The sequence below is a fragment of the Rhodobacteraceae bacterium M385 genome, assembly GCA_025141835.1.
Lineage (GTDB): Bacteria > Pseudomonadota > Alphaproteobacteria > Rhodobacterales > Rhodobacteraceae > Gymnodinialimonas.
On the sequence record CP081102.1, the window covers coordinates 2,122,083 to 2,140,445 of the forward strand.

Sequence of the window (18,363 nt, forward strand, 5' to 3'; positions counted from 1 at the left end):
CTCCACGAGGCCTCCTCGCAGATGTGATCGCGCCATTGCACCTCATATCGGGGGAAGCTATAGTCCGTTCAACAAAATATAGCGTAAAACACGACGAACGGGCGGACATATGACCGACACTCCTGAACCTCCTGAAAACGGCGGGGAAACTCTGCCCGAGCGGCCCGAATTCTCGGGCCCCTCGATCGACATTTCGGCGGAGATGAAGACCTCGTTCCTCGACTATGCGATGTCGGTGATTATCTCTCGGGCGATCCCTGATCTGCGTGACGGCCTCAAGCCGGTTCACCGCCGCATTCTGTTCGCGATGCACGAGACGGGAAACACCCACGAAAAAGCCTACCGCAAATCGGCCCGTCCTGTGGGCGACGTGATGGGGCAGTATCACCCCCATGGCGACAGCGCGATTTACGACGCGCTGGTGCGGATGGCGCAGGATTTCTCCATGTCGCTGCCGCTGCTGGATGGACAAGGCAACTTCGGCTCCATGGACGGCGATAACCCCGCCGCGATGCGCTACACGGAAGTGCGCATGGATAGCCCCGCTGCATATCTTCTAGAAGATATCGACAAAGATACCGTTGATTTCCAAGACAATTACGACGGAAAACAACAAGAACCCACGGTTCTGCCTGCCCGTTTCCCCAACATGTTGGTTAACGGCGCGGGCGGTATTGCCGTTGGTATGGCCACCAATATTCCGCCGCATAACCTGGGCGAAGTGATCGATGCCTGTCAGGCACTGATCGAGAAGCCGGACCTGTCCTCGGAAGAGTTGATCCAATACGTCCCCGCCCCCGATTTCCCTACGGGCGGGATCATTCTGGGCCGCTCCGGCGCGCAAAAGGCGTATCTGGAGGGGCGCGGCAGCGTCATCATCCGCGCCAAGACGCGGGTCGAAGAAATCCGCAAGGATCGCTACGCCATTGTTATTGATGAGATCCCCTATCAGGTGAACAAGTCGAGCATGATTGAGCGGATCGCCGAATTGGTCCGCGACAAGAAGATCGACGGGATCAGCGGCGTGGCCGACGAATCCGACCGGATCGGCGTGCGCGTGGTCGTAGAACTGAAACGCGACGCAACGCCCGAGGTGGTGCTGAACCAGCTGTTCCGCTTCACCCAGATGCAGACGAGCTTTGGCTGCAACATGCTGGCGCTGAACGGTGGCCGGCCTGAGCAGTTGACCCTGCGGGCGTTCCTGACCTCCTTCCTCGATTTCCGCGAAGAAGTTGTGGCACGGCGCACCGCGTTCGAGTTGCGCAAGGCCCGCGACCGGGCCCATGTGCTGTGTGGTCTGGCCGTGGCGGTTTCCAACGTGGATGAAGTCGTGGCTACGATCCGCGCCAGCGCCGATGCGCCTGCGGCCCGTGCCGCCCTGATGACCCGCGCTTGGCCTGCCGAAGAAATCCTGCCGTTTATCAAGCTGATTGATGACCCGACCCATACGGCCAACGAGGACGGCACCTACAACCTGTCGGAAACGCAAGCCCGCGCCATTCTAGAACTGCGCCTGCAACGCCTGACGCAATTGGGTGTGAAGGAAGTCACCGACGAGCTGGAAGAACTGGCAGGCAAGATCAAAGACTATCTCGCCATCCTAGCTTCTCGCGAACGTATTCTCGAGATCATCTCAAATGAACTGGCCGAAGTGCGCGCGAAATTCGCCGTGGACAGGCGGACAGAGATCGTCGACTGGTCCGGCGATATGGACGACGAAGACCTGATTGAACGCGCCGATATGGTCGTCACGATCACCGCAGGCGGCTATATCAAACGCACGCCTCTGGCCGATTTCCGGGCGCAAAAGCGCGGCGGCAAGGGCGTGTCTGGCGGCTCGATGAAGGATGACGACGTCGTCACCTCGATGTTCGTCGCCAATACCCATACGCCGCTGTTGTTCTTCACGACAGGCGGCATGGTCTACAAGCTGAAGACGTGGCGCTTGCCCTCGGGCTCTCGGGCATCCCGTGGCAAGGCCATCGTGAATATCCTGCCGATTGAAACTGGCACAGGTATCGCCGCGATCATGCCCGTGGACCGCGATGAGGAACATTGGGACGAGTTGCAGGTGGTCTTCACCACCGACCGCGGCACCGTGCGCCGGAATGCGCTGTCCGACTTTGCCAACGTGATGCGCAACGGTAAGATCGCGATGAAGTTTGAAGGCGAAAGCGAAGGCTGGCGCCTGATTAACGCACGCATTGCATCTAACGATGACGATGTGATGCTGGTCACCAAACAGGGCCGCGCCATCCGCTTCCCGGCGACGGCTGTGCGGGTGTTCAACTCTCGTGCCTCCACCGGTGTCCGCGGGATCAAACTGGGCAAGGATGATGAGGTCGTGTCGATGTCGATCATCCGCCACTTCGAGGCGGAAGCCTCGGAACGCGCCGCCTATCTGAAGCAACGCCGCCTGATGGCTGGCGTGACCGAGGACGAGGTGGATAGTGACGAGGAAGAAGTGGCCGAAGGTCAGTTGAAGCCCGAGCGCTACGCCGAAATGTCCGCCGCCGAAGATTTGATCCTGACGATCACCTCGGGCGGGCTTGGCAAGCTGTCGTCTTCCCACGACTATCCCGTGCGCGGGCGTGGCGGCCAAGGCGTTGGCGCCATCGACAAGGCCATGCGCGGCGGCACCCTGATTGCCAGCTTCCCCGTGGAAATGGACGATCAGATCATGTTGGCGACCTCCACTGGTCAGTCGATCCGCGTGCCGATTGATGGCATTTCATTCCGGTCACGCTCTGCGGGCGGGGTGAAAGTCTTCAACACAGCCAAAGGGGAAGACATCGTTTCCGTGGCCTATATCGCGGATCAAGGCGATGAAGACGCCGAGGTGATCGAAGGCGAAGGAAACGCTGAGGAATGATCGAGGATATTCTCCCCTTCGCGGCCTTGGGCTTCATCACGGTGGTTATCGTGATGTTCGCCTTCGGGCTGAAGCGGGGCAGCCGGATGCAAGATACCAACGCCCGGATCGAGGAAAATCAACGCGAAGCGATTGCCTTGAACCAAAGGCAAGTGGCCGCACTGGAACGCATCGCGACGGCGCTTGAAAACCGCAATGGATAACGCCCTGGCGCTGGCGGGTAGGCTCCTGCTCGCCGCGCTCCTGCTGGCAGGCACCGTGCAGAAACTGGCCTCTCCCGAAGGCGCGCAGGCACTGCTGGCACTGGCCTCCCTGCCCGGCTGGCTGATTTGGCCCTCAGCGCTTTACACCGCCGTCGCCGGGATCGGTATTGCCCTTGGCCTACAAACCCGCCCCCTGGCGATCACGGCGGCGGGCTATTGCATCATCACCAGCGTCTTCCATGTCCTGATGGATGACCCATGGCAGATGACCATCGCCTTCAAGAACTGGACCATCGCGGGCGGCTTCCTGATCCTCGCCGCCCACGGCCCCGGCCGCTTCGCCCTGCGACCCACCGCGTGAGTCGGGAACCGGGTCAAGGATCGCAGACCGCGCCCCGCGCGGCGCCGTAGGCGTGCTTGAGGCGGATCACGACTCGCAGATACCCTTGCACTGGCCTGTTTACGGCAGACCTGCCCGTAAACGGCCTCTCAGCAAGTCATCCTGAGCGAACACCCCGCACCACCCTACCCATTCGGGCTCACACCAGCCCCACACACCAAGAATATGACCAAAGCCACTGCCCTTTTTGGCGTGCACCTTCACCTGAAATCCGGTTCCCCCTTATCAGTGTGCACTCGTGGCTTTCCCTTTTCATAAGAACTCCCTACATCACCCCCCATGAAACAGTCATCACAACTTACAATCATCGGCGGCGGTATGGCCGGGTCCGAGGCCGCCTGGCAGGCCGCCAACATGGGCGTTTCCGTAAAAATCATCGAGATGCGTCCGCAGGTCGAAACCTTCGCCCATCGCACCGGCAATCTGGCCGAGATGGTCTGCTCCAACTCGTTCCGCTCCGACGATAGTGAACAGAACGCCGTGGGCCTGCTGCATTGGGAAATGCGCGCGGCGGATTCAGTCATCATGCACACCGCCGATGACCACAAGCTCCCCGCGGGCGGTGCGCTGGCCGTTGATCGTGATCCTTTCGCCGAGGCCGTGACGGCCAAGCTGCAAGCCCATCCGAATATCGAGATCACCCACGGCGAGGTCACAGACCTCCCCGCAGATGGCCCCACCATCATCGCCACAGGCCCGTTGACCGGCTCCAAACTGGCCGAGGCGATTGCCAAGGAGGCCGGCCAAGACGCGCTGGCGTTCTTTGATGCCATCGCCCCCATCGTCTACGCCGACAGCATTGACATGGACATCGCCTGGCGCCAGTCGCGCTATGATAAGGGCGACACGCTGGAGGAACAGCAGGCCTACATCAACTGCCCGCTGACCCATGACCAATACGAAGCCTTCATCGACGCGCTCCTTGCCGCCGACAAGACCCAGTTCAAGGAAGGCGAAACCGCAGGCTACTTCGACGGCTGCCTGCCGATCGAGGTGATGGCCGAACGGGGCCGTGAGACCCTGTGCTTTGGCCCGATGAAGCCCGTGGGCCTGACCAACCCCCATGATCCGCACACCAAGGCTTACGCCGTGGTTCAGCTGCGCCGCGATAACGCATTGGGGACGCTCTATAATATCGTGGGCTTCCAGACCAAGATGACCTACGGCGCACAAAAGGCCGTGTTCAATATGATCCCCGGCCTGCAAGAAGCCTCATTCGCGCGCCTCGGCGGGATTCACCGCAACACCTTCATCAATTCGCCGACCCTGCTGGACGCACAAATGCGGCTTCGCTCACAGCCTCACATCCGTTTCGCGGGCCAAATCACCGGGGTAGAAGGCTACGTCGAAAGCGCCTCCATGGGGCTTCTTGCGGGCCGCATGGCCGCCGCGGAAATCCTTGGTGCCACACTGCCGCCTGTCCCCGACACCACCGCCATGGGCGCGCTGGTCACGCACATCACCGGCGGCGCGGACGCCAAAACCTTCCAGCCGATGAATGTCAACTTTGGGTTATTTCCCCCGGTTGAGGGCCTGAAGAGTGGACGCAGGGGCCGTAAAGACCGCTATAAAGCCTATACAGACCGCGCCAAAGAGGCATGGACCCAGTGGCTTTCGCCCTCAGAGGCTGCCGCACAATAGCTGATAAGCGGCCAAAGGTGGGAGATCGCGCATGCCAGATAAACCATTCCTGTCAAAGGTCTACGACCTCAAAGGCGACGGCGTGCGCGACTACTACGATCAATGGGCCGACACCTATGAGGCCGAGATCACCGCCAATTCCTATGCCACCCCGGCGCGCTGTGCCGCGGCGCTTTCGGCGACGGGCTTGGCCAAAACCGCCCCGATCCTCGATTTCGCCTGTGGCACGGGCCTGTCGGGCGCGGCGTTGTGGGCCGAGGGTTTCCGCGTCATTGACGGCGTGGACCTGTCGGACGCGATGCTGGCCAAGGCGCGTGCAAAAGACATCTATCGAACGCTCACCAAAGCGCAAGCCGACGCTCCGCCCCCCGTGGCCCCGGACACCTACCAAGCCATCACCGCCATCGGTGCCATAGGCCCCGGTGCCGCCCCGGCCGAGGTAATCGCGCCCCTCGTTGCGGCCCTGCCCGCAGACGCCTATTTTGTGATCTCTCTCAACGATGTGGCCCTAGAGGCGCCGGAATTTCCGGCTGCGCTCGCGGCCCAAGCCCATCTCATGGAACTGATCTTTGAAGAACGCGGCGCACATTTGCCCGGGATCGATGTCATGTCCACGGTCTACGTGTACCGCCGCACGTGATTACCCGCTTCGCCCCCTCTCCCACCGGACCGCTGCACCTGGGCCACGCCTATTCCGCGATTCTGGCCCATGACATGGCCCGCGCCCGGAACGGCACCTTCCTCTTGCGGATCGAAGACATCGACCGCCAGCGCTCCAAACCTGTCTGGGAAGAACAGATCCTCGACGACCTTCGCTGGCTCGGCCTCGGTTGGGACGCCGAGCCTATGCGCCAATCCACCCGACTGCCCGCCTACCGCGCCGCTCTCGAAACGCTCTGGCTGGACGACCTGCTTTATGCCTGCACCTGCAACCGCCGCGATATCCTCTCTGCCGCATCCGCGCCCCATGAGGGAGAACCACCCATGGGCCCCGACGGGATCATCTACCCCGGCACCTGTCGTGACATCCATGCCGGGTCAGGCCAACTGCACAACGACGATCCCCTCCCACAAGGTACCACCCTTCGGCTAGATATGGGGGAGGCCGTGACCCAAGTCATGGACGCACGCAGGACCGAACATGGCGCTGAGGCCTTTGCCTCATTCTCCGAGAATGGCCGACACCCCCGGGGGCTAATTGAATTCACCGCAATTGAGATGGAACAAAACATCGGCGATATCGTCCTGTCGCGTCGCGATTTTCTAGGCTCCTACCATCTCTCCGTCGTGCTCGACGATGCCGCCCAAGGCATTACCGATGTGATCCGCGGAGAAGACTTGTTCGCAGCCACCAAGATCCACGTCATCTTGCAGCAGCTCTTAAATTTGCCCCCGCCGATCTACCATCACCACCGATTGATCCGCGACGACACCGGTAAACGCCTCGCAAAACGCGACGACGCCCGCGCCATTCGCACCTACCGCGCCCAGGGTGCCACCCCCGCCGACATCCGCGCACTCATCGGCCTCTAACCCTTCATCTTTTCAAAAATATCGCCGGGGGTCTGGGGGGCAGGCCCCCCAGGAGTATACGCTTGGTCTGGGGGGCAGGCCCCCCAGGTGTGCACGCTTGGTCTGGGGGGCAGGCCCCCCAGGTGTGTACGCTTGGTCTGGGGGGCAGGCCCCACAGCTGTGTGCGCTTGGTCTGGGGGGCAGGCCCCCCAGTTCGATGTCCGAACATTGGGGGCGCCCTTAAGAGCGCCCTTTGCCCGAGGCTGCCCCCGCACCCAAGCACCACACCCCTCCCTAAAACCAGCGCCCGCTCACTTCATTGGCGCCATCAACTCAACCTCTTCGCCATCGATGACCGAGGTATAAAAACACACCCGCCGATTTGTGTGACACGCGGCACCCTCTTGCTGGACCACCGCCAACAAACAATCCCTGTCACAGTCTATCCGCAAATCTACCAACGCCTGGGCGTGACCGCTGGTCTCTCCCTTGATCCAAAACGCCTGACGCGACCGGCTCCAATAGGTTACCCGCCGGGTTTCCAATGTCTTTGCGACCGCTTCGGCATTCATCCAGGCCATCATCAGCACCTCTCCGGTGCCTTCTTGCTGCGCGATACAGGGGATTAACCCGTTCACATCATAGCGAAGTGTCGCCACATCAAAGTCTGTCATCGGGTCGTCCTCTTTGCAAATGGCCCACGCGACGCTACTTACGTCATGACGGACCCGAAAGGCAAAACCCCGAAAGGCAATCGATGGCAGCGGATAGCGATCTGATTAAACTCTACTCTCAGCGCATCCTTGCGTTGGCGGCCGATATCCCCCATCGCGGCGCGCTCGAGGCCCCACAGGCGCGAGTGAAAAAGCGTGCGCCGCTATGTGGCTCTACCGTGACGGTTGATCTGTCCCTGACCGACGGCAAGGTCTCCGCCTTCGCCCAAGACGTCAAGGCATGTGCCCTTGGTCAGGCGGCCGCCGCTCTTCTCGGGAAGCACGTCATCGGCCGCACAAGGCTCGAGGTGGAAGCCGCCCGCGATGCCCTCAAAGCGATGCTCAAATCCGATGGCCCGCCCCCCGGATCGCCCTGGGAAGGCTATGAGGTCCTAGAACCCGCCAAAGACTACCGCAATCGCCACGCCTCCATCATGCTCGCCCTCGACGCCACTGCCGACGCCATGGCCGAGGCCGAACGCGCCGCCTGCGCCTAGCCGCCCCAGTCTTTTTCAAAAGACTGGGAAGATCCTTGCAAGGATCTTCCACCCCGCACCGCCAATACGCAAAAAAACGCCGCGCATCCCGGACAAGGATGGCGGCGAAGTAATGCAGATCCGTGGCGTCCCGAGGCATGGGACTAAGGGCGAGGCAAATCATGTTTGGGCCGGGACAAGTGGCGCAAACGAAACCCGTGGATCGCAGGCAGAAAACGGGCGCAGTCTGAACGGTTTCAACCGTCTTACAGGTCCTACTGCGCAAAATATCTAAGGGTTGAACAACTCCTGACGGGGCATTGGGCGGGTCAAACACCCGCAGAGGCGGAAATTCAGACCAGACCGGGCAGATGCAGCATCCCAACGGTCATCACCGCCAGCGCCACAACGCCTGCCAAATCATACATCAGCGTATCGCGCGAACGGGCGAGGATCTGAGTGGCTTGAGCAATCATCGGGGCGTCTCCTGTTTCAACTAACGTCTGAGGTGTTAACGTCTTTGTTGCACCTTTGTTCCCACGTTTCGATAAATTTGTAAAGAACTTTTTGAGAACATTTGAGAACAAAGCGTGTTTTGTTCTCCTTTTAGACCGCCCTAGCCTTACCCTACGTCCAAAAGCCGGATCGCTTTGTCCTGCTCCATTAACCACAAAAGCACCCTTGCTGATTGACCACGAGCGCCTTCCAGATCGGGGTCAAGCGTCAGCAAGGCTCGCGCGTCGCTTTGGGCCAGCGCCATCAACGCGCTCTGCTCTTCAAGGTTGGCGACACGGAACCTGGGCAGCCCCGATTGCGCTGTTCCGATCACATCACCCGCGCCCCGAATTGCCAGATCTTCTTCGGATATGCGAAAGCCGTCCTCGGTCTCTCGCATCACTTGCAGGCGGCGGGTGGCGGTTTCGCCCAAAGGTGCGCGATACATCAACAGACAGGTGGACTCCGCCGATCCTCGCCCCACTCTTCCCCTTAGTTGGTGCAATTGCGACAGACCAAAATTCTCGGCCTGTTCAATCACCATGATCGAGGCATTGGGCACGTCCACCCCCACCTCGATTACCGTGGTCGCAACCAAAACCCTTGTCTCGCCCGCCTTAAACGCCGCCATCACGGCGTCCTTTTCCTTCGGCTTCATCTGCCCGTGGACCAGCGCCACTTTGCCCTCTCCAAAGGACGCGCGGAGCATCTTGAACCGCTCTTCTGCGGCGGTCGCGTCATAGACCTCGGATTCCTCGACCAAAGGGCACACCCAATAGGCCTGCCGCCCCTGTTCCAACGCACCGCGCAGATGCGCCACCACTTCATCCACCCGCGCCGTTGAAATCAGCGCCGTTTTCACTGGCGTCCGCCCCGGAGGCTTTTCGTCCAACACGCTCACATCCATGTCGCCGTATTGCGCCAAGGACAGTGTGCGCGGGATCGGCGTGGCGGTCATCACCAGAACATCGGCCATCTCGCCCTTTTGGCTCAGCCGCACCCTTTCGCGGACCCCAAAGCGGTGCTGTTCATCCACCACGGCCAAACGCAGGCTGTTGAACACAACGTCATCTTGGAAAACGGCGTGCGTGCCCACCAGGATATGGATATCGCCCCGCGCCAATGCGGCCAGCTTGCCTTGCCGTTCCTTCCCCTTGTCGGCGCCGGTCAGCACCTCACATACGACGCCCGCAGCGTCTGCCAACGGTTTGAGGTTCAGGTAATGCTGCCCCGCCAGGATCGAGGTTGGGGCCATCATTACCGCCTGCCCGCCCGCCTCTACCGCGACCAGTAGCGCCATCAGGGCCACCAGCGTTTTGCCCGCGCCGACGTCCCCTTGCAGCAGGCGGTTCATCCGCTGCGGTTTCGCCATATCTTCGGAAATCTCTTGGATCGTGCGCAGCTGTGCCCCGGTCGGCGTATAGGGCAAAGCCGCCAACACCTTGGCCCGCAGTTTTCCGTCACCTTCCGAGACGAGCCCTGCTTTGCGCCGCCGCGTGTTCCGCGCCAGCGCGAGGGTTAACTGGTGGGCAAAAAGTTCATCATAGGCGAGCCGTTCGCGCGGCAGCGCGGCGCGGCTCAGGTCGCTTGCGTTCTGCGGCGCGTGGACGGCATGGATCGCTTCGGACCACGCGGGCCAATTGCGTTCCTTAACGGTGTTAAGATCAATCCACTCGCCGAGATGCTCGACCTTGGTTAACGCCGACTGCACCGCCTTGTGGACGCCGCGTTGGGTCAGACCTTGAGCCAAAGGATAGACCGGCTCGTATTCCGGAATGGTCTCGGCCTCTTCTGGGGGGAGCATATGGTCAGGATGGGCCATCTGCGCCACACCGTCATAAAGCTCCACCTTGCCCGAGATAACGCGCCGCGCGCCGGTGGGGTGTTGGCGTTCCAGATAATCCCCGCGGGCGTGAAAGAACACGAGTTGGAAAGAGGTTTGCGCGTCCTCCACCTCAATCCGATACGGGCCACGCCCCTTGGGTTTTATGTGGGCGCCGATGGTGACCTCGACAGTTGCCGGGCCCGGCAGCGGTACGTCACGGATGGAGGCGCGACGGGTGCGGTCCAGCCCGCCTGCGGGCAGCGTGAAGATCAGATCGCGGGGCGTTTCGACATTGATGCCGCTGTAGTTCTTGGCCGTTTTGGGGCCGACACCTTCCAGCGTTTCCAGACCCGCAAACAACGGAAACAGGATTTCGGGCCGGCCTTTGGGAAGGTGATCAGCCATCGCCGATCCGGTCCAGCCATTGATCTTCTGACAGTAGCTCGATCCCTAAGTCTTTGGCCTTCTTCTCTTTTGATCCGGCCCCCGGCCCCGCCACAACGATGTCTGTCTTGGCCGAGACCGAGCCCGAGACCTTCGCGCCAAGCGCCTCGGCGCGGGCTTTCGCCTCGGACCTTGTCATCCGCTCCAGCGATCCGGTGAACACAATGGTCAGCCCCGCCACGGCGCTTTGGGTCGCGCGCGCTTCCGGCGGAACATCGGTGACCTGCGCGATAAGGCGGTCAATCGAGGCCCGTTCGCGCGGTTGCTGAAAAGTCGTCACCAGAGACACGGCCACCGTCGCGCCGATCCCGTCGATGCCGGTCAAATCATCCCACGCGGCCTTGGCGGCGGCGGGCGTGTCGGCCCATGCCTTGTCGCGCTCCGGTTGCAGCGAGGCGCGGCGGCCCATATCGGCGGCGGCTTTGCGTTCGGCGATGATTGCCGCCTCGGCCTTCAGGTGCGCTTCAGCCGCGGGCGCAGCCGCGTCGATGGTTTTGGCCAACGCGTCCCACGAGCCGAAGTGGCGGGCCAAGTCACTGGCCGCGACCTCACCCACATGGCGGATGCCGAGGGCGAAAATCAGGCGGTGCAGAGCGATTTCCCGTTTCGCATCGATGGCGTTGAACAGGCTGGTGGCCGACTTCTCGCCCCACCCTTCGCGGTTCTTGAGCTGTTGCAGCCCCTCGCCGTACCTTTCCCGCAACAAAAAGATATCCGCAGGTTCCGCAATCCATTCGTCCAGGTAGAACGCCTCTGCTTGTTTCGCGCCAAGACCGTCAATGTCGAATGCCGCGCGGCTGACGAAATGTTTTAACTTCTCAACGGCTTGCGCAGGACAGATCAGGCCGCCGGTGCAGCGCCGGATGGCGTCACCTTCTTCGCGGATTGCAACGGACTGACACTCTGGGCAATGGGTTGGAAAGACAAAGGGCTGCGCATCGGCGGGACGCTTGGACAGGTCCACATCCGCTACCTTGGGGATAACATCGCCTGCGCGGTATACCTGCACCCGGTCGCCGACGCGAATATCCTTGCCGACACCCTTTTCATCGGGCCGGATCGGGGCGCCGTTGGCGTCGCGCCCGGCGATGTAGTCCTCATTGTGCAGCGTTGCATTAGACACGACAACGCCGCCCACGGTCACCGGCGTCAGCCGAGCAACCGGGCTAAGCGCGCCGGTGCGGCCGACCTGAATGTCGATGGCCTCAAGGGTGGTCCACGCCAGTTCTGCGGGGAATTTATGGGCGATGGCCCATCGCGGCGTGGTGGAGCGCATCCCAAGGCGGCGCTGATAGTCGAGATTATCGACCTTGTAGACGACACCGTCGATGTCATAGCCCAGATCAGCGCGCCCCTCCTCGATACTGGCGTAATGCGCCAGCATCTCCTCGCAGCTGTGGCAGGTTTTGGTGCGGTCGTTGATCGTGAACCCGAGCGTTTCCAGTGCCTTAAGCGCATCGGACTGGGTTTCGGCCAGGGGGGCGCTTAGCTCGCCCCAGGCATAGGCGAAAAATTTAAGCGGACGGGATTTGGTGATTGCCGCGTCAAGCTGGCGCAAAGATCCGGCCGCGGCGTTGCGGGGATTGGCGAAGGGTTTCGCGTCGAGGCTGATTTGGCGCGCGTTGAGGGCGTTGAAATCGGCGTGGCTCATATAAACCTCGCCGCGCACCTCAAGGATGTCGGGCGCATCGGTCAGTGTTTGCGGAATGTTTGATATCGTGCGCGCATTTTGGGTGACGTTTTCGCCTACGGCACCGTCACCACGGGTCGCGGCGGAAACGAGGGTGCCGCCCTCATAGCGAAGGGATAGGGATAAACCGTCGATTTTGGGTTCGGCCGTGAAGGGAAGCGGCGCGGCGTTGGTGAGGTTTAGGTAGCGCCGGATGCCCGCCACGAAGTCCCGAATATCTGCGGCGTCAAAGCCGTTGGCGAGCGATAGCATTCGTTGGCTATGGGTCAGCTTGGCAAAACCAGCCGAGGGGGCCGCGCCCACTTGATCGCTGGGGCTATCAGCGCGTTTGAGCTCGGGAAATGCTGCCTCGATCGCGGCATTCTCTCGCTTCAGGGCATCGTAATCGGCATCGGAAATGTCGGGAGAGTCGGCGCCGTGGTAGGCGGTGTTGGCTTCGCCAAGGATCGCAGCGAGCTCGGCCAACCGCTTTGACGCCGCATCCTCCGAGAGCTGCGCCGCCATCTCGGCTGCGTCTACGAGTGGTTGTGACATGCGCGCCCCCAAAGCTGCAAATGCGTGGGTCCTGTGATAGGAGGCGGCGCGGGATTGGTCCAGAGATCAGACAGCCTTCGGAACGTCAATTTCGGGTCGCACCCTGCCCCGGTGAGCAAAAAAACGGCCCAGAAACAACCGGGCCGCCTTTCGCGTCATCTCAAACATATCCAAGCGAAGCCCCCGCATCGTCGGAGTGTCGGGACGCTCATGGTCGCGTTAAACTTATCCAGTGGCGGCCATGTCCATGTTCATCTCGGCAGCGGAGACCGGATCACGCAGAACGTAGCCGCGTCCCCAGACTGTCTCGATGTGAGTATTTCCACCCGTCGCTTCCGACAACTTTTTGCGTAGCTTGCAGATGAAAACGTCGATGATCTTCAATTCAGGCTCATCCATTCCGCCATAGAGATGGTTCAAGAACATCTCTTTGGTCAGCGTCGTGCCTTTGCGCAGGGAGAGCAGTTCCAGCATTTGGTATTCTTTGCCCGTCAGATGGACCGGCGTGCCGTTTACATCCACTGTCTTTGCGTCAAGGTTTACAGATATCTTACCGGTATTGATCACCGATTGCGCGTGGCCTTTGGAGCGTCGGATAATGGCGTGAATTCGGGCAACCAGTTCTTCGCGGTGGAACGGTTTTGTCAAATAGTCATCGGCCCCAAATCCAAATCCCTTCAACTTGTTTTCAGGATCATCGAGCCCGGAAAGAATAAGGATCGGCGTTTCAACTCGCGCAGTGCGCAAATGGCGAAGTACTTCGTGGCCGGACACGTCGGGTAGGTTCAGGTCCAGAAGGATGATGTCGTAATCATACAACTTCGCCAGATCCATCCCTTCCTCTCCAAGGTCGGTCGCATACACGTTAAGGTTCGCGTGCTTGAGCATCATTTCAATGCTTCTCGAAGTGGTGGGGTCGTCTTCGACTAACAAAACTCGCATACGCTTAACTCCAGGTAACTCACATCCGATAAGCCTAGTTTTCGTCTAAATAGTTAACACGAGGTTACCTACCCGCCGACTTTTCACCGAAACATCTAATTCTTTTTTATTCGGTTTCACGAAATTTCTGTAATGCCGTTGTTTTCAGCGCTTTTTCTCCGTGTCGCTCGACTGCTTCTGTCCAACAGCTAAGCTCCTCTTCCGAAAGGGAGTAAGTGCGAATCGCTTCTTCCGCGCTCAGCAGACCATGGGCGACAGCGCGCACCACCGCTGCTTTTCGGCTTGCTACCCATCGCGTCGTGTCCGGCGACGGCAGATCAGAGCGCGTCATCGTGGAGCCGTCAGGCAGTGACACTGCATGCGGCCCTTGGATTTTCCTGATATACATCTCGGCCTCAATTTTTCATTCATCTAAACGAGTGATGGCCCATGAGGTTTAACATCGGGTAAGCGAACCTTGTGATATGTCGCCTTTTTCCTATATTTCGCACACGCCCCCCTGATTAGGACTGTATTCCATGGCTCTCGACCGCCCCCACGGCCTGAATTCGTTAGGTTTTGCCAAAGCTCCCGCCGACACCCGCGTTGTGGTGGCGATGTCTGGCGGGGTGGATTCGTCTGCCGTTGCCGCGCAATTGGCGGATGAAGGCTATGATGTGGTGGGTGTTACCTTGCAGCTATACGACCACGGGGCGGCGCTGGCCAAGAAAGGCGCGTGTTGCGCCGGCCTCGATATTCGCGACGCCGCACGGGTGGCCGAGACGATGGGCTTTCCCCATTACGTGCTGGACTACGAGAACGTCTTCAAGGATGCCGTGATTGATGAGTTCGCCGATTCCTACCTTGCTGGCGCCACCCCGGTGCCCTGTATCCGCTGCAATGAGCGGGTGAAATTCAAGGATCTGCTAGAGACAGCAAAAGACCTCGACGCTGATTGCATGGCGACGGGGCACTATATTCAACGCAAAATGGGCGCCCAGAAGGCCGAGTTGCATTCCGCCGCCGATGCCGCGCGCGATCAGTCGTATTTCCTGTTTTCGACCAAGCAAGAGCAGCTCGATTTCCTGCGCTTCCCCTTGGGGCATCTGGAAAGCAAAGCCGAGACCCGCGCGCTTGCGGCGAAATACGGGTTGAGCGTGGCCGACAAGCCTGACAGCCAAGACATCTGCTTTGTCCCGAACGGCAACTACGCCGCCGTGATCGAGAAACTGCGCCCCGGCGCGGCCGATCCCGGGGACATTGTGGACATGGACGGCAACGTGCTGGCGCAGCATCGGGGTGTGATCCACTACACCATCGGGCAACGGCGCGGGTTGGGGATCGGCGGCCTGGAAGACCCGCTTTATGTGGTAAAGCTGGACCCGGACACGCGGCAAGTGATCGTCGGCCCGAAAGAGATGCTCTCGACCCGAACAGTGCCTGTGCGAGAGATCAACTGGCTAGGCGACGTGCCGTTCGACAGCCAGGAGGCATGGGAGTTGGAGGTCAAAATCCGCTCCACCCGTCCACCCCGTTCCGCAGTGATCCGCCCGATTTCCGCCACCGAGGCAGAGGTAGAGCTGATCGTGGCCGAAGAAGGCGTCAGCCCCGGTCAGGCCTGCGTGTTCTACGCCCCTGAAGGTGGCCGCATTTTCGGCGGTGGCTGGATTCACAGGGGTTAAGGCGCTTAACGCAAGCCCCATGCCTTTCTCGCCCGAAGGGCCACCGGAGGCGCGCAGGCGCCTCCCCCCCTGCGCGAAGCGCGACGGAATAAGTGCGCTGGTCCTCAAATAGCCCGAAGGGCGATAGGACAAACACAGTCGTCCTCAAGTAGCCCCATGGGCGGTAGGACAATAATAGAAGGATGATAAATGGCGCGGTTGACGGGACTCGAACCCGCGACCCCCGGCGTGACAGGCCGGTACTCTAACCAACTGAGCTACAACCGCGCGTGAGGGTCGAGATAACGACGCGGTGCGATGCGGTCAAGCGGGAAACTGTCGGTTTTCGGGCGAATTTTGCGGTTATCGTCATCGCTCCGATTTTGCGCTTATCAAAGGGGGAATACGGTCTGGATTTGTAAGTTACCGGATCGGTGATTTGGCCCCAAATTGCCCCAACCGCGTCAAGGGTGACTGCTGCACTCCACCCGCCACCGAGTAGCGCGGCAGAACCGACACAACAGTCCTCAAGTAGCCTTACGGGCGGTAGGACAGGCACAATCGTCCTCAAGTAGCCCAAAGGACGGTAGGACAAACACAGTCGCCCTCAAGTAGCCCGAAGGGCGGTAGGACAAACACAGTCGCCCTCAAGTAGCCCGAAGGGCGGTAGGACAAACACAGTCGTCCTCAAGTAGCCTTACGCACGGTAGGACAAACACAATCGTCCTCAAGTAGCCCAAAGGACGGTAGGACAATAATAGAAGGATGATAAATGGCGCGGTTGACGGGACTCGAACCCGCGACCCCCGGCGTGACAGGCCGGTACTCTAACCAACTGAGCTACAACCGCGCGTGAGGGTCGAGATAACGACGCCGCGCGGTGCGGTCAAGCGGGCGGAGGCGATGAATTTGAGGAATTTTGCACACAGTCCCCCTATCCGCGTCGAATGGGGCGCTCTGCGGCGGGGCCAACGCCTGAACTCCTTCGCTCGCGGGCGAAGACATAAAGCCCTGCCCCCGCGATCAGCCCAGTGCCTAGGACCATGATCCACCCCGGACGCTCTGCAAAGACCAGCCAACCGAAGGCAATGGCCATAGGCAGCGCGGCGTATTCATAAGAGGCCACCGTCGCTGCATTCCCAAGGCGGTAGGCCGCCGACAGGGTGTAGCTGACGATCGCGGACATCACACCCAAAAGCGCAAACTTCCACACATCCTCGGGGGCGGGCCAAATCCAGGGGCGCAACAGGAAGATCAGGCTGTCGCTCTCCACCCCCTCTACATAGCGACCGTGACCTACCAAGAAGAAAGACAGGCCTGAGACCACGATGAACGCCAGCTGGATATAGATGGCCATGGCCGAGGCCGCCGATTTTGCCCCAAGTTTGCGCGTCATCACTTGCATCCCGGCATAGCACGCGGCGGCAAGGACAGGCAGCAGCATGGCCGCGCGGGGTACGTCGGACCAATCGGTGGCCGGCACCATCATCACGGCCACCCCCAGAAAACCGATCAACAGCGCGGTGATCCGATGGCGGCCCACACTTTCCCCCAATATCGGGATCGCAAGAAGCGTGATGAACAGGGGCGCCACGAAGAACAGGGCCGTGGCCACGCCCAAGGGCATCACCGACAGGCCCGCGAAATAGATCATGTTGGCCGAGACGATGAGCGCCGCGCGGATCAGGTGCAGCCCCGGCCGATCGGTTTTCAAGATCCGCCACCCGCCTTCGAACCAGACAAATCCGACCGTGGCGACAATCCCAATGGCCGAGCGGATGAAGACCATCTGGTGCAGTGGATACCCGCCCGACAGGAATTTGATCATCATATCGTTGACCGAGATGCAGGCCATGCCGATCAGGATCAGGAAAATGGCACGGGGCGGCGTGGTGTCAGGGGCGCTCATCGGCCGCCTGCCCTTTGCTCGGGCCGCTTCGGGCGTTGGGAAATATCGGAGAGGTGCTTCATTTTCGCAAGGTGGCGAAACCCTCGACCAACGGCAAGGCTATTTGCACAGGGCTGTTTGGAAAACCGTCAGGGCAGCGGAATATACTCGGCGTTATCGGTGGGCGGCAATTGGAAGCGGCCATGCATCCAATCCCCCTCGCGCCACGCTTCTTTCGCCGCGTCTATCTTGTCCCGAGAGGACGCCACGAAATTCCACCAGATATGGCGCGGGCCGTCCATGGTGTCTCCGCCCAAGATCATCACCCTTGCGCCCTGCCCGCCCGCGGTCATGGCGATCTTGTCGCCGGGGCGGAAGACCATCATCTGCCCGCGCTCAAACACTTGACCGGCCACAGATACCGAGCCGTCCAGCACATAAGCACCGCGATCCTCATGATCTTCGGGCATGGGCAAAGCCGCCCCCGCCTCTAGCAAAGCATCGGCGTAGAACATGCGCGAGGGCGTTTGAACCGGCGCCACCTCTCCGTAGGCATCCCCAAGGATCAGCCGAAGCTGCTTGCCCTCTGCCTCGAGCAGCGGCAAATCACCTTTGGCGGCATGGGCAAACGCCGGATCGCCGTCTTCCGCATCCTTAGGCAAGGCGATCCACGTTTGAAGCCCGGCCAGCGTGTAGGGCGATTTCAGCATCTCGCCGTCTACCCGTTCGGAATGGGTAATCCCGTGGCCCGCCGTCATCAGGTTCACTGCCCCCGGCTCGATCCATTGATCGGTGCCCAAGCTGTCGCGGTGGTGAAACTTGCCCTCAAACAGATATGTCACCGTGGATAAGCCGATATGGGGATGGGGCCGCACATCCACCCCCTGCCCGGTCAGAAATTCCGCTGGCCCCATCTCATCGAAAAAGATGAACGGCCCGACCATCTGCCGCTTTGGCGCGGGCAAGGCGCGGCGCACTTCGAAATCGCCGAGATCACGGGCCCGAGGGACGATAACAGTCTCAATCGCGTCCACTTCAGTGCCGATAGGGTAATGCGTGTCGAGAATGGGGTTCCAGCTCATGGGTCA

The 18,363-nt window shown here is 60.6% G+C and carries 15 protein-coding genes and 2 tRNA genes; 8 read left to right on the forward strand and 9 right to left on the reverse strand.

The annotated features are described in order from the left end of the window. Window positions 1-109: 109 nt before the first annotated feature. The 6 genes from gyrA to gluQRS all read left to right on the forward strand — a co-directional run bounded on the left by gyrA (window position 110) and on the right by gluQRS (window position 6,649). On the forward strand, window positions 110-2,872 hold the full coding sequence (gene gyrA, locus K3728_10385) for a DNA gyrase subunit A (GenBank protein UWQ94148.1): 2,763 nt from the start codon (window positions 110-112) through the stop codon (window positions 2,870-2,872). Next, entirely contained in the window at window positions 2,869-3,075 is a 207-nt protein-coding gene (locus tag K3728_10390) for a hypothetical protein (protein ID UWQ94149.1), read from the forward strand. The genes gyrA and K3728_10390 overlap by 4 nt, the downstream gene beginning before the upstream one ends. After that, window positions 3,068-3,436 (forward strand): DoxX family protein, encoded by a 369-nt coding sequence (locus K3728_10395; GenBank protein ID UWQ94150.1) that lies wholly within the window; start codon window positions 3,068-3,070, stop codon window positions 3,434-3,436. Before K3728_10390 ends, K3728_10395 begins: the two co-directional genes overlap by 8 nt. 318 nt (window positions 3,437-3,754) lie before the next feature. After that, window positions 3,755-5,116, forward strand: a complete 1,362-nt coding sequence (gene trmFO, locus K3728_10400) for a methylenetetrahydrofolate--tRNA-(uracil(54)-C(5))-methyltransferase (FADH(2)-oxidizing) TrmFO (GenBank protein ID UWQ94151.1) — start codon at window positions 3,755-3,757, stop codon at window positions 5,114-5,116. A gap of 31 nt (window positions 5,117-5,147) precedes the next feature. Next, the gene (locus K3728_10405) at window positions 5,148-5,756 is read left to right on the forward strand and encodes a methyltransferase domain-containing protein (protein UWQ94152.1); all 609 of its coding nucleotides are present in this window, start codon (window positions 5,148-5,150) and stop codon (window positions 5,754-5,756) included. Beyond that, window positions 5,753-6,649 (forward strand): tRNA glutamyl-Q(34) synthetase GluQRS, encoded by an 897-nt coding sequence (gene gluQRS, locus K3728_10410; protein ID UWQ94153.1) that lies wholly within the window; start codon window positions 5,753-5,755, stop codon window positions 6,647-6,649. Before K3728_10405 ends, gluQRS begins: the two co-directional genes overlap by 4 nt. A gap of 290 nt (window positions 6,650-6,939) precedes the next feature. Here the strand turns inward: gluQRS and hisI are convergent, their stop codons facing one another. After that, window positions 6,940-7,302, reverse strand: a complete 363-nt coding sequence (hisI, locus tag K3728_10415; GenBank protein UWQ94154.1) for a phosphoribosyl-AMP cyclohydrolase — start codon at window positions 7,300-7,302, stop codon at window positions 6,940-6,942. An 83-nt stretch (window positions 7,303-7,385) separates the two neighbouring features. Between hisI and K3728_10420 the strand changes: the two genes are divergently transcribed. Continuing rightward, window positions 7,386-7,838 (forward strand): iron-sulfur cluster assembly scaffold protein, encoded by a 453-nt coding sequence (locus K3728_10420; protein ID UWQ94155.1) that lies wholly within the window; start codon window positions 7,386-7,388, stop codon window positions 7,836-7,838. Window positions 7,839-8,439: 601 nt separating this feature from the next. Here the strand turns inward: K3728_10420 and recG are convergent. The 4 genes from recG to K3728_10440 form a co-directional block, all read right to left on the reverse strand. Continuing rightward, window positions 8,440-10,542, reverse strand: coding sequence for an ATP-dependent DNA helicase RecG (recG, locus tag K3728_10425; protein UWQ94156.1), 2,103 nt, complete (start codon window positions 10,540-10,542; stop codon window positions 8,440-8,442). After that, on the reverse strand, window positions 10,535-12,805 hold the full coding sequence (ligA, locus tag K3728_10430; protein UWQ94157.1) for an NAD-dependent DNA ligase LigA: 2,271 nt from the start codon (window positions 12,803-12,805) through the stop codon (window positions 10,535-10,537). Before ligA ends, recG begins: the two co-directional genes overlap by 8 nt. Window positions 12,806-13,030: 225 nt before the next feature. Then, window positions 13,031-13,747, reverse strand: coding sequence for a response regulator transcription factor (locus K3728_10435; GenBank protein ID UWQ94158.1), 717 nt, complete (start codon window positions 13,745-13,747; stop codon window positions 13,031-13,033). A 106-nt stretch (window positions 13,748-13,853) separates the two neighbouring features. Continuing rightward, window positions 13,854-14,135 (reverse strand): DUF1153 domain-containing protein, encoded by a 282-nt coding sequence (locus K3728_10440; protein ID UWQ94159.1) that lies wholly within the window; start codon window positions 14,133-14,135, stop codon window positions 13,854-13,856. Window positions 14,136-14,265: 130 nt separating this feature from the next. On the opposite strand from K3728_10440, the gene mnmA reads away from it, so the two are divergent. Next, a complete protein-coding gene (mnmA, locus tag K3728_10445) occupies window positions 14,266-15,408 on the forward strand; it encodes a tRNA 2-thiouridine(34) synthase MnmA (GenBank protein ID UWQ94160.1) in 1,143 nt (380 codons plus the stop codon). Window positions 15,409-15,598: 190 nt separating this feature from the next. Here mnmA and K3728_10450 read toward each other — a convergent pair. The 4 genes from K3728_10450 to K3728_10465 form a co-directional block, all read right to left on the reverse strand. Further along, window positions 15,599-15,675 (reverse strand) — tRNA-Asp (locus tag K3728_10450). A 485-nt stretch (window positions 15,676-16,160) separates the two neighbouring features. Further along, a tRNA-Asp gene (locus K3728_10455) sits at window positions 16,161-16,237 on the reverse strand. An 84-nt stretch (window positions 16,238-16,321) separates the two neighbouring features. After that, the gene (locus K3728_10460; protein ID UWQ94161.1) at window positions 16,322-17,296 is read right to left on the reverse strand and encodes a DMT family transporter; all 975 of its coding nucleotides are present in this window, start codon (window positions 17,294-17,296) and stop codon (window positions 16,322-16,324) included. 128 nt (window positions 17,297-17,424) lie between these two features. Continuing rightward, window positions 17,425-18,357, reverse strand: a complete 933-nt coding sequence (locus tag K3728_10465) for a pirin family protein (protein ID UWQ94162.1) — start codon at window positions 18,355-18,357, stop codon at window positions 17,425-17,427. Window positions 18,358-18,363: the final 6 nt, after the last annotated feature.

Coding starts and splice junctions, on each gene's coding strand:
- K3728_10420 (UWQ94155.1), top strand. CDS start 7,386: ATGGCAGCGGATAGCGATCTGATTAAACTCTACTCTCAGCGCATCCTT.
- recG (UWQ94156.1), bottom strand. CDS start 10,542: ATGGCTGATCACCTTCCCAAAGGCCGGCCCGAAATCCTGTTTCCGTTG.
- mnmA (UWQ94160.1), top strand. CDS start 14,266: ATGGCTCTCGACCGCCCCCACGGCCTGAATTCGTTAGGTTTTGCCAAA.
- K3728_10435 (UWQ94158.1), bottom strand. CDS start 13,747: ATGCGAGTTTTGTTAGTCGAAGACGACCCCACCACTTCGAGAAGCATT.
- K3728_10405 (UWQ94152.1), top strand. CDS start 5,148: ATGCCAGATAAACCATTCCTGTCAAAGGTCTACGACCTCAAAGGCGAC.
- ligA (UWQ94157.1), bottom strand. CDS start 12,805: ATGTCACAACCACTCGTAGACGCAGCCGAGATGGCGGCGCAGCTCTCG.
- K3728_10440 (UWQ94159.1), bottom strand. CDS start 14,135: ATGTATATCAGGAAAATCCAAGGGCCGCATGCAGTGTCACTGCCTGAC.
- hisI (UWQ94154.1), bottom strand. CDS start 7,302: ATGACAGACTTTGATGTGGCGACACTTCGCTATGATGTGAACGGGTTA.
- gyrA (UWQ94148.1), top strand. CDS start 110: ATGACCGACACTCCTGAACCTCCTGAAAACGGCGGGGAAACTCTGCCC.
- K3728_10395 (UWQ94150.1), top strand. CDS start 3,068: ATGGATAACGCCCTGGCGCTGGCGGGTAGGCTCCTGCTCGCCGCGCTC.
- K3728_10465 (UWQ94162.1), bottom strand. CDS start 18,357: ATGAGCTGGAACCCCATTCTCGACACGCATTACCCTATCGGCACTGAA.
- K3728_10390 (UWQ94149.1), top strand. CDS start 2,869: ATGATCGAGGATATTCTCCCCTTCGCGGCCTTGGGCTTCATCACGGTG.
- trmFO (UWQ94151.1), top strand. CDS start 3,755: ATGAAACAGTCATCACAACTTACAATCATCGGCGGCGGTATGGCCGGG.
- K3728_10460 (UWQ94161.1), bottom strand. CDS start 17,296: ATGAGCGCCCCTGACACCACGCCGCCCCGTGCCATTTTCCTGATCCTG.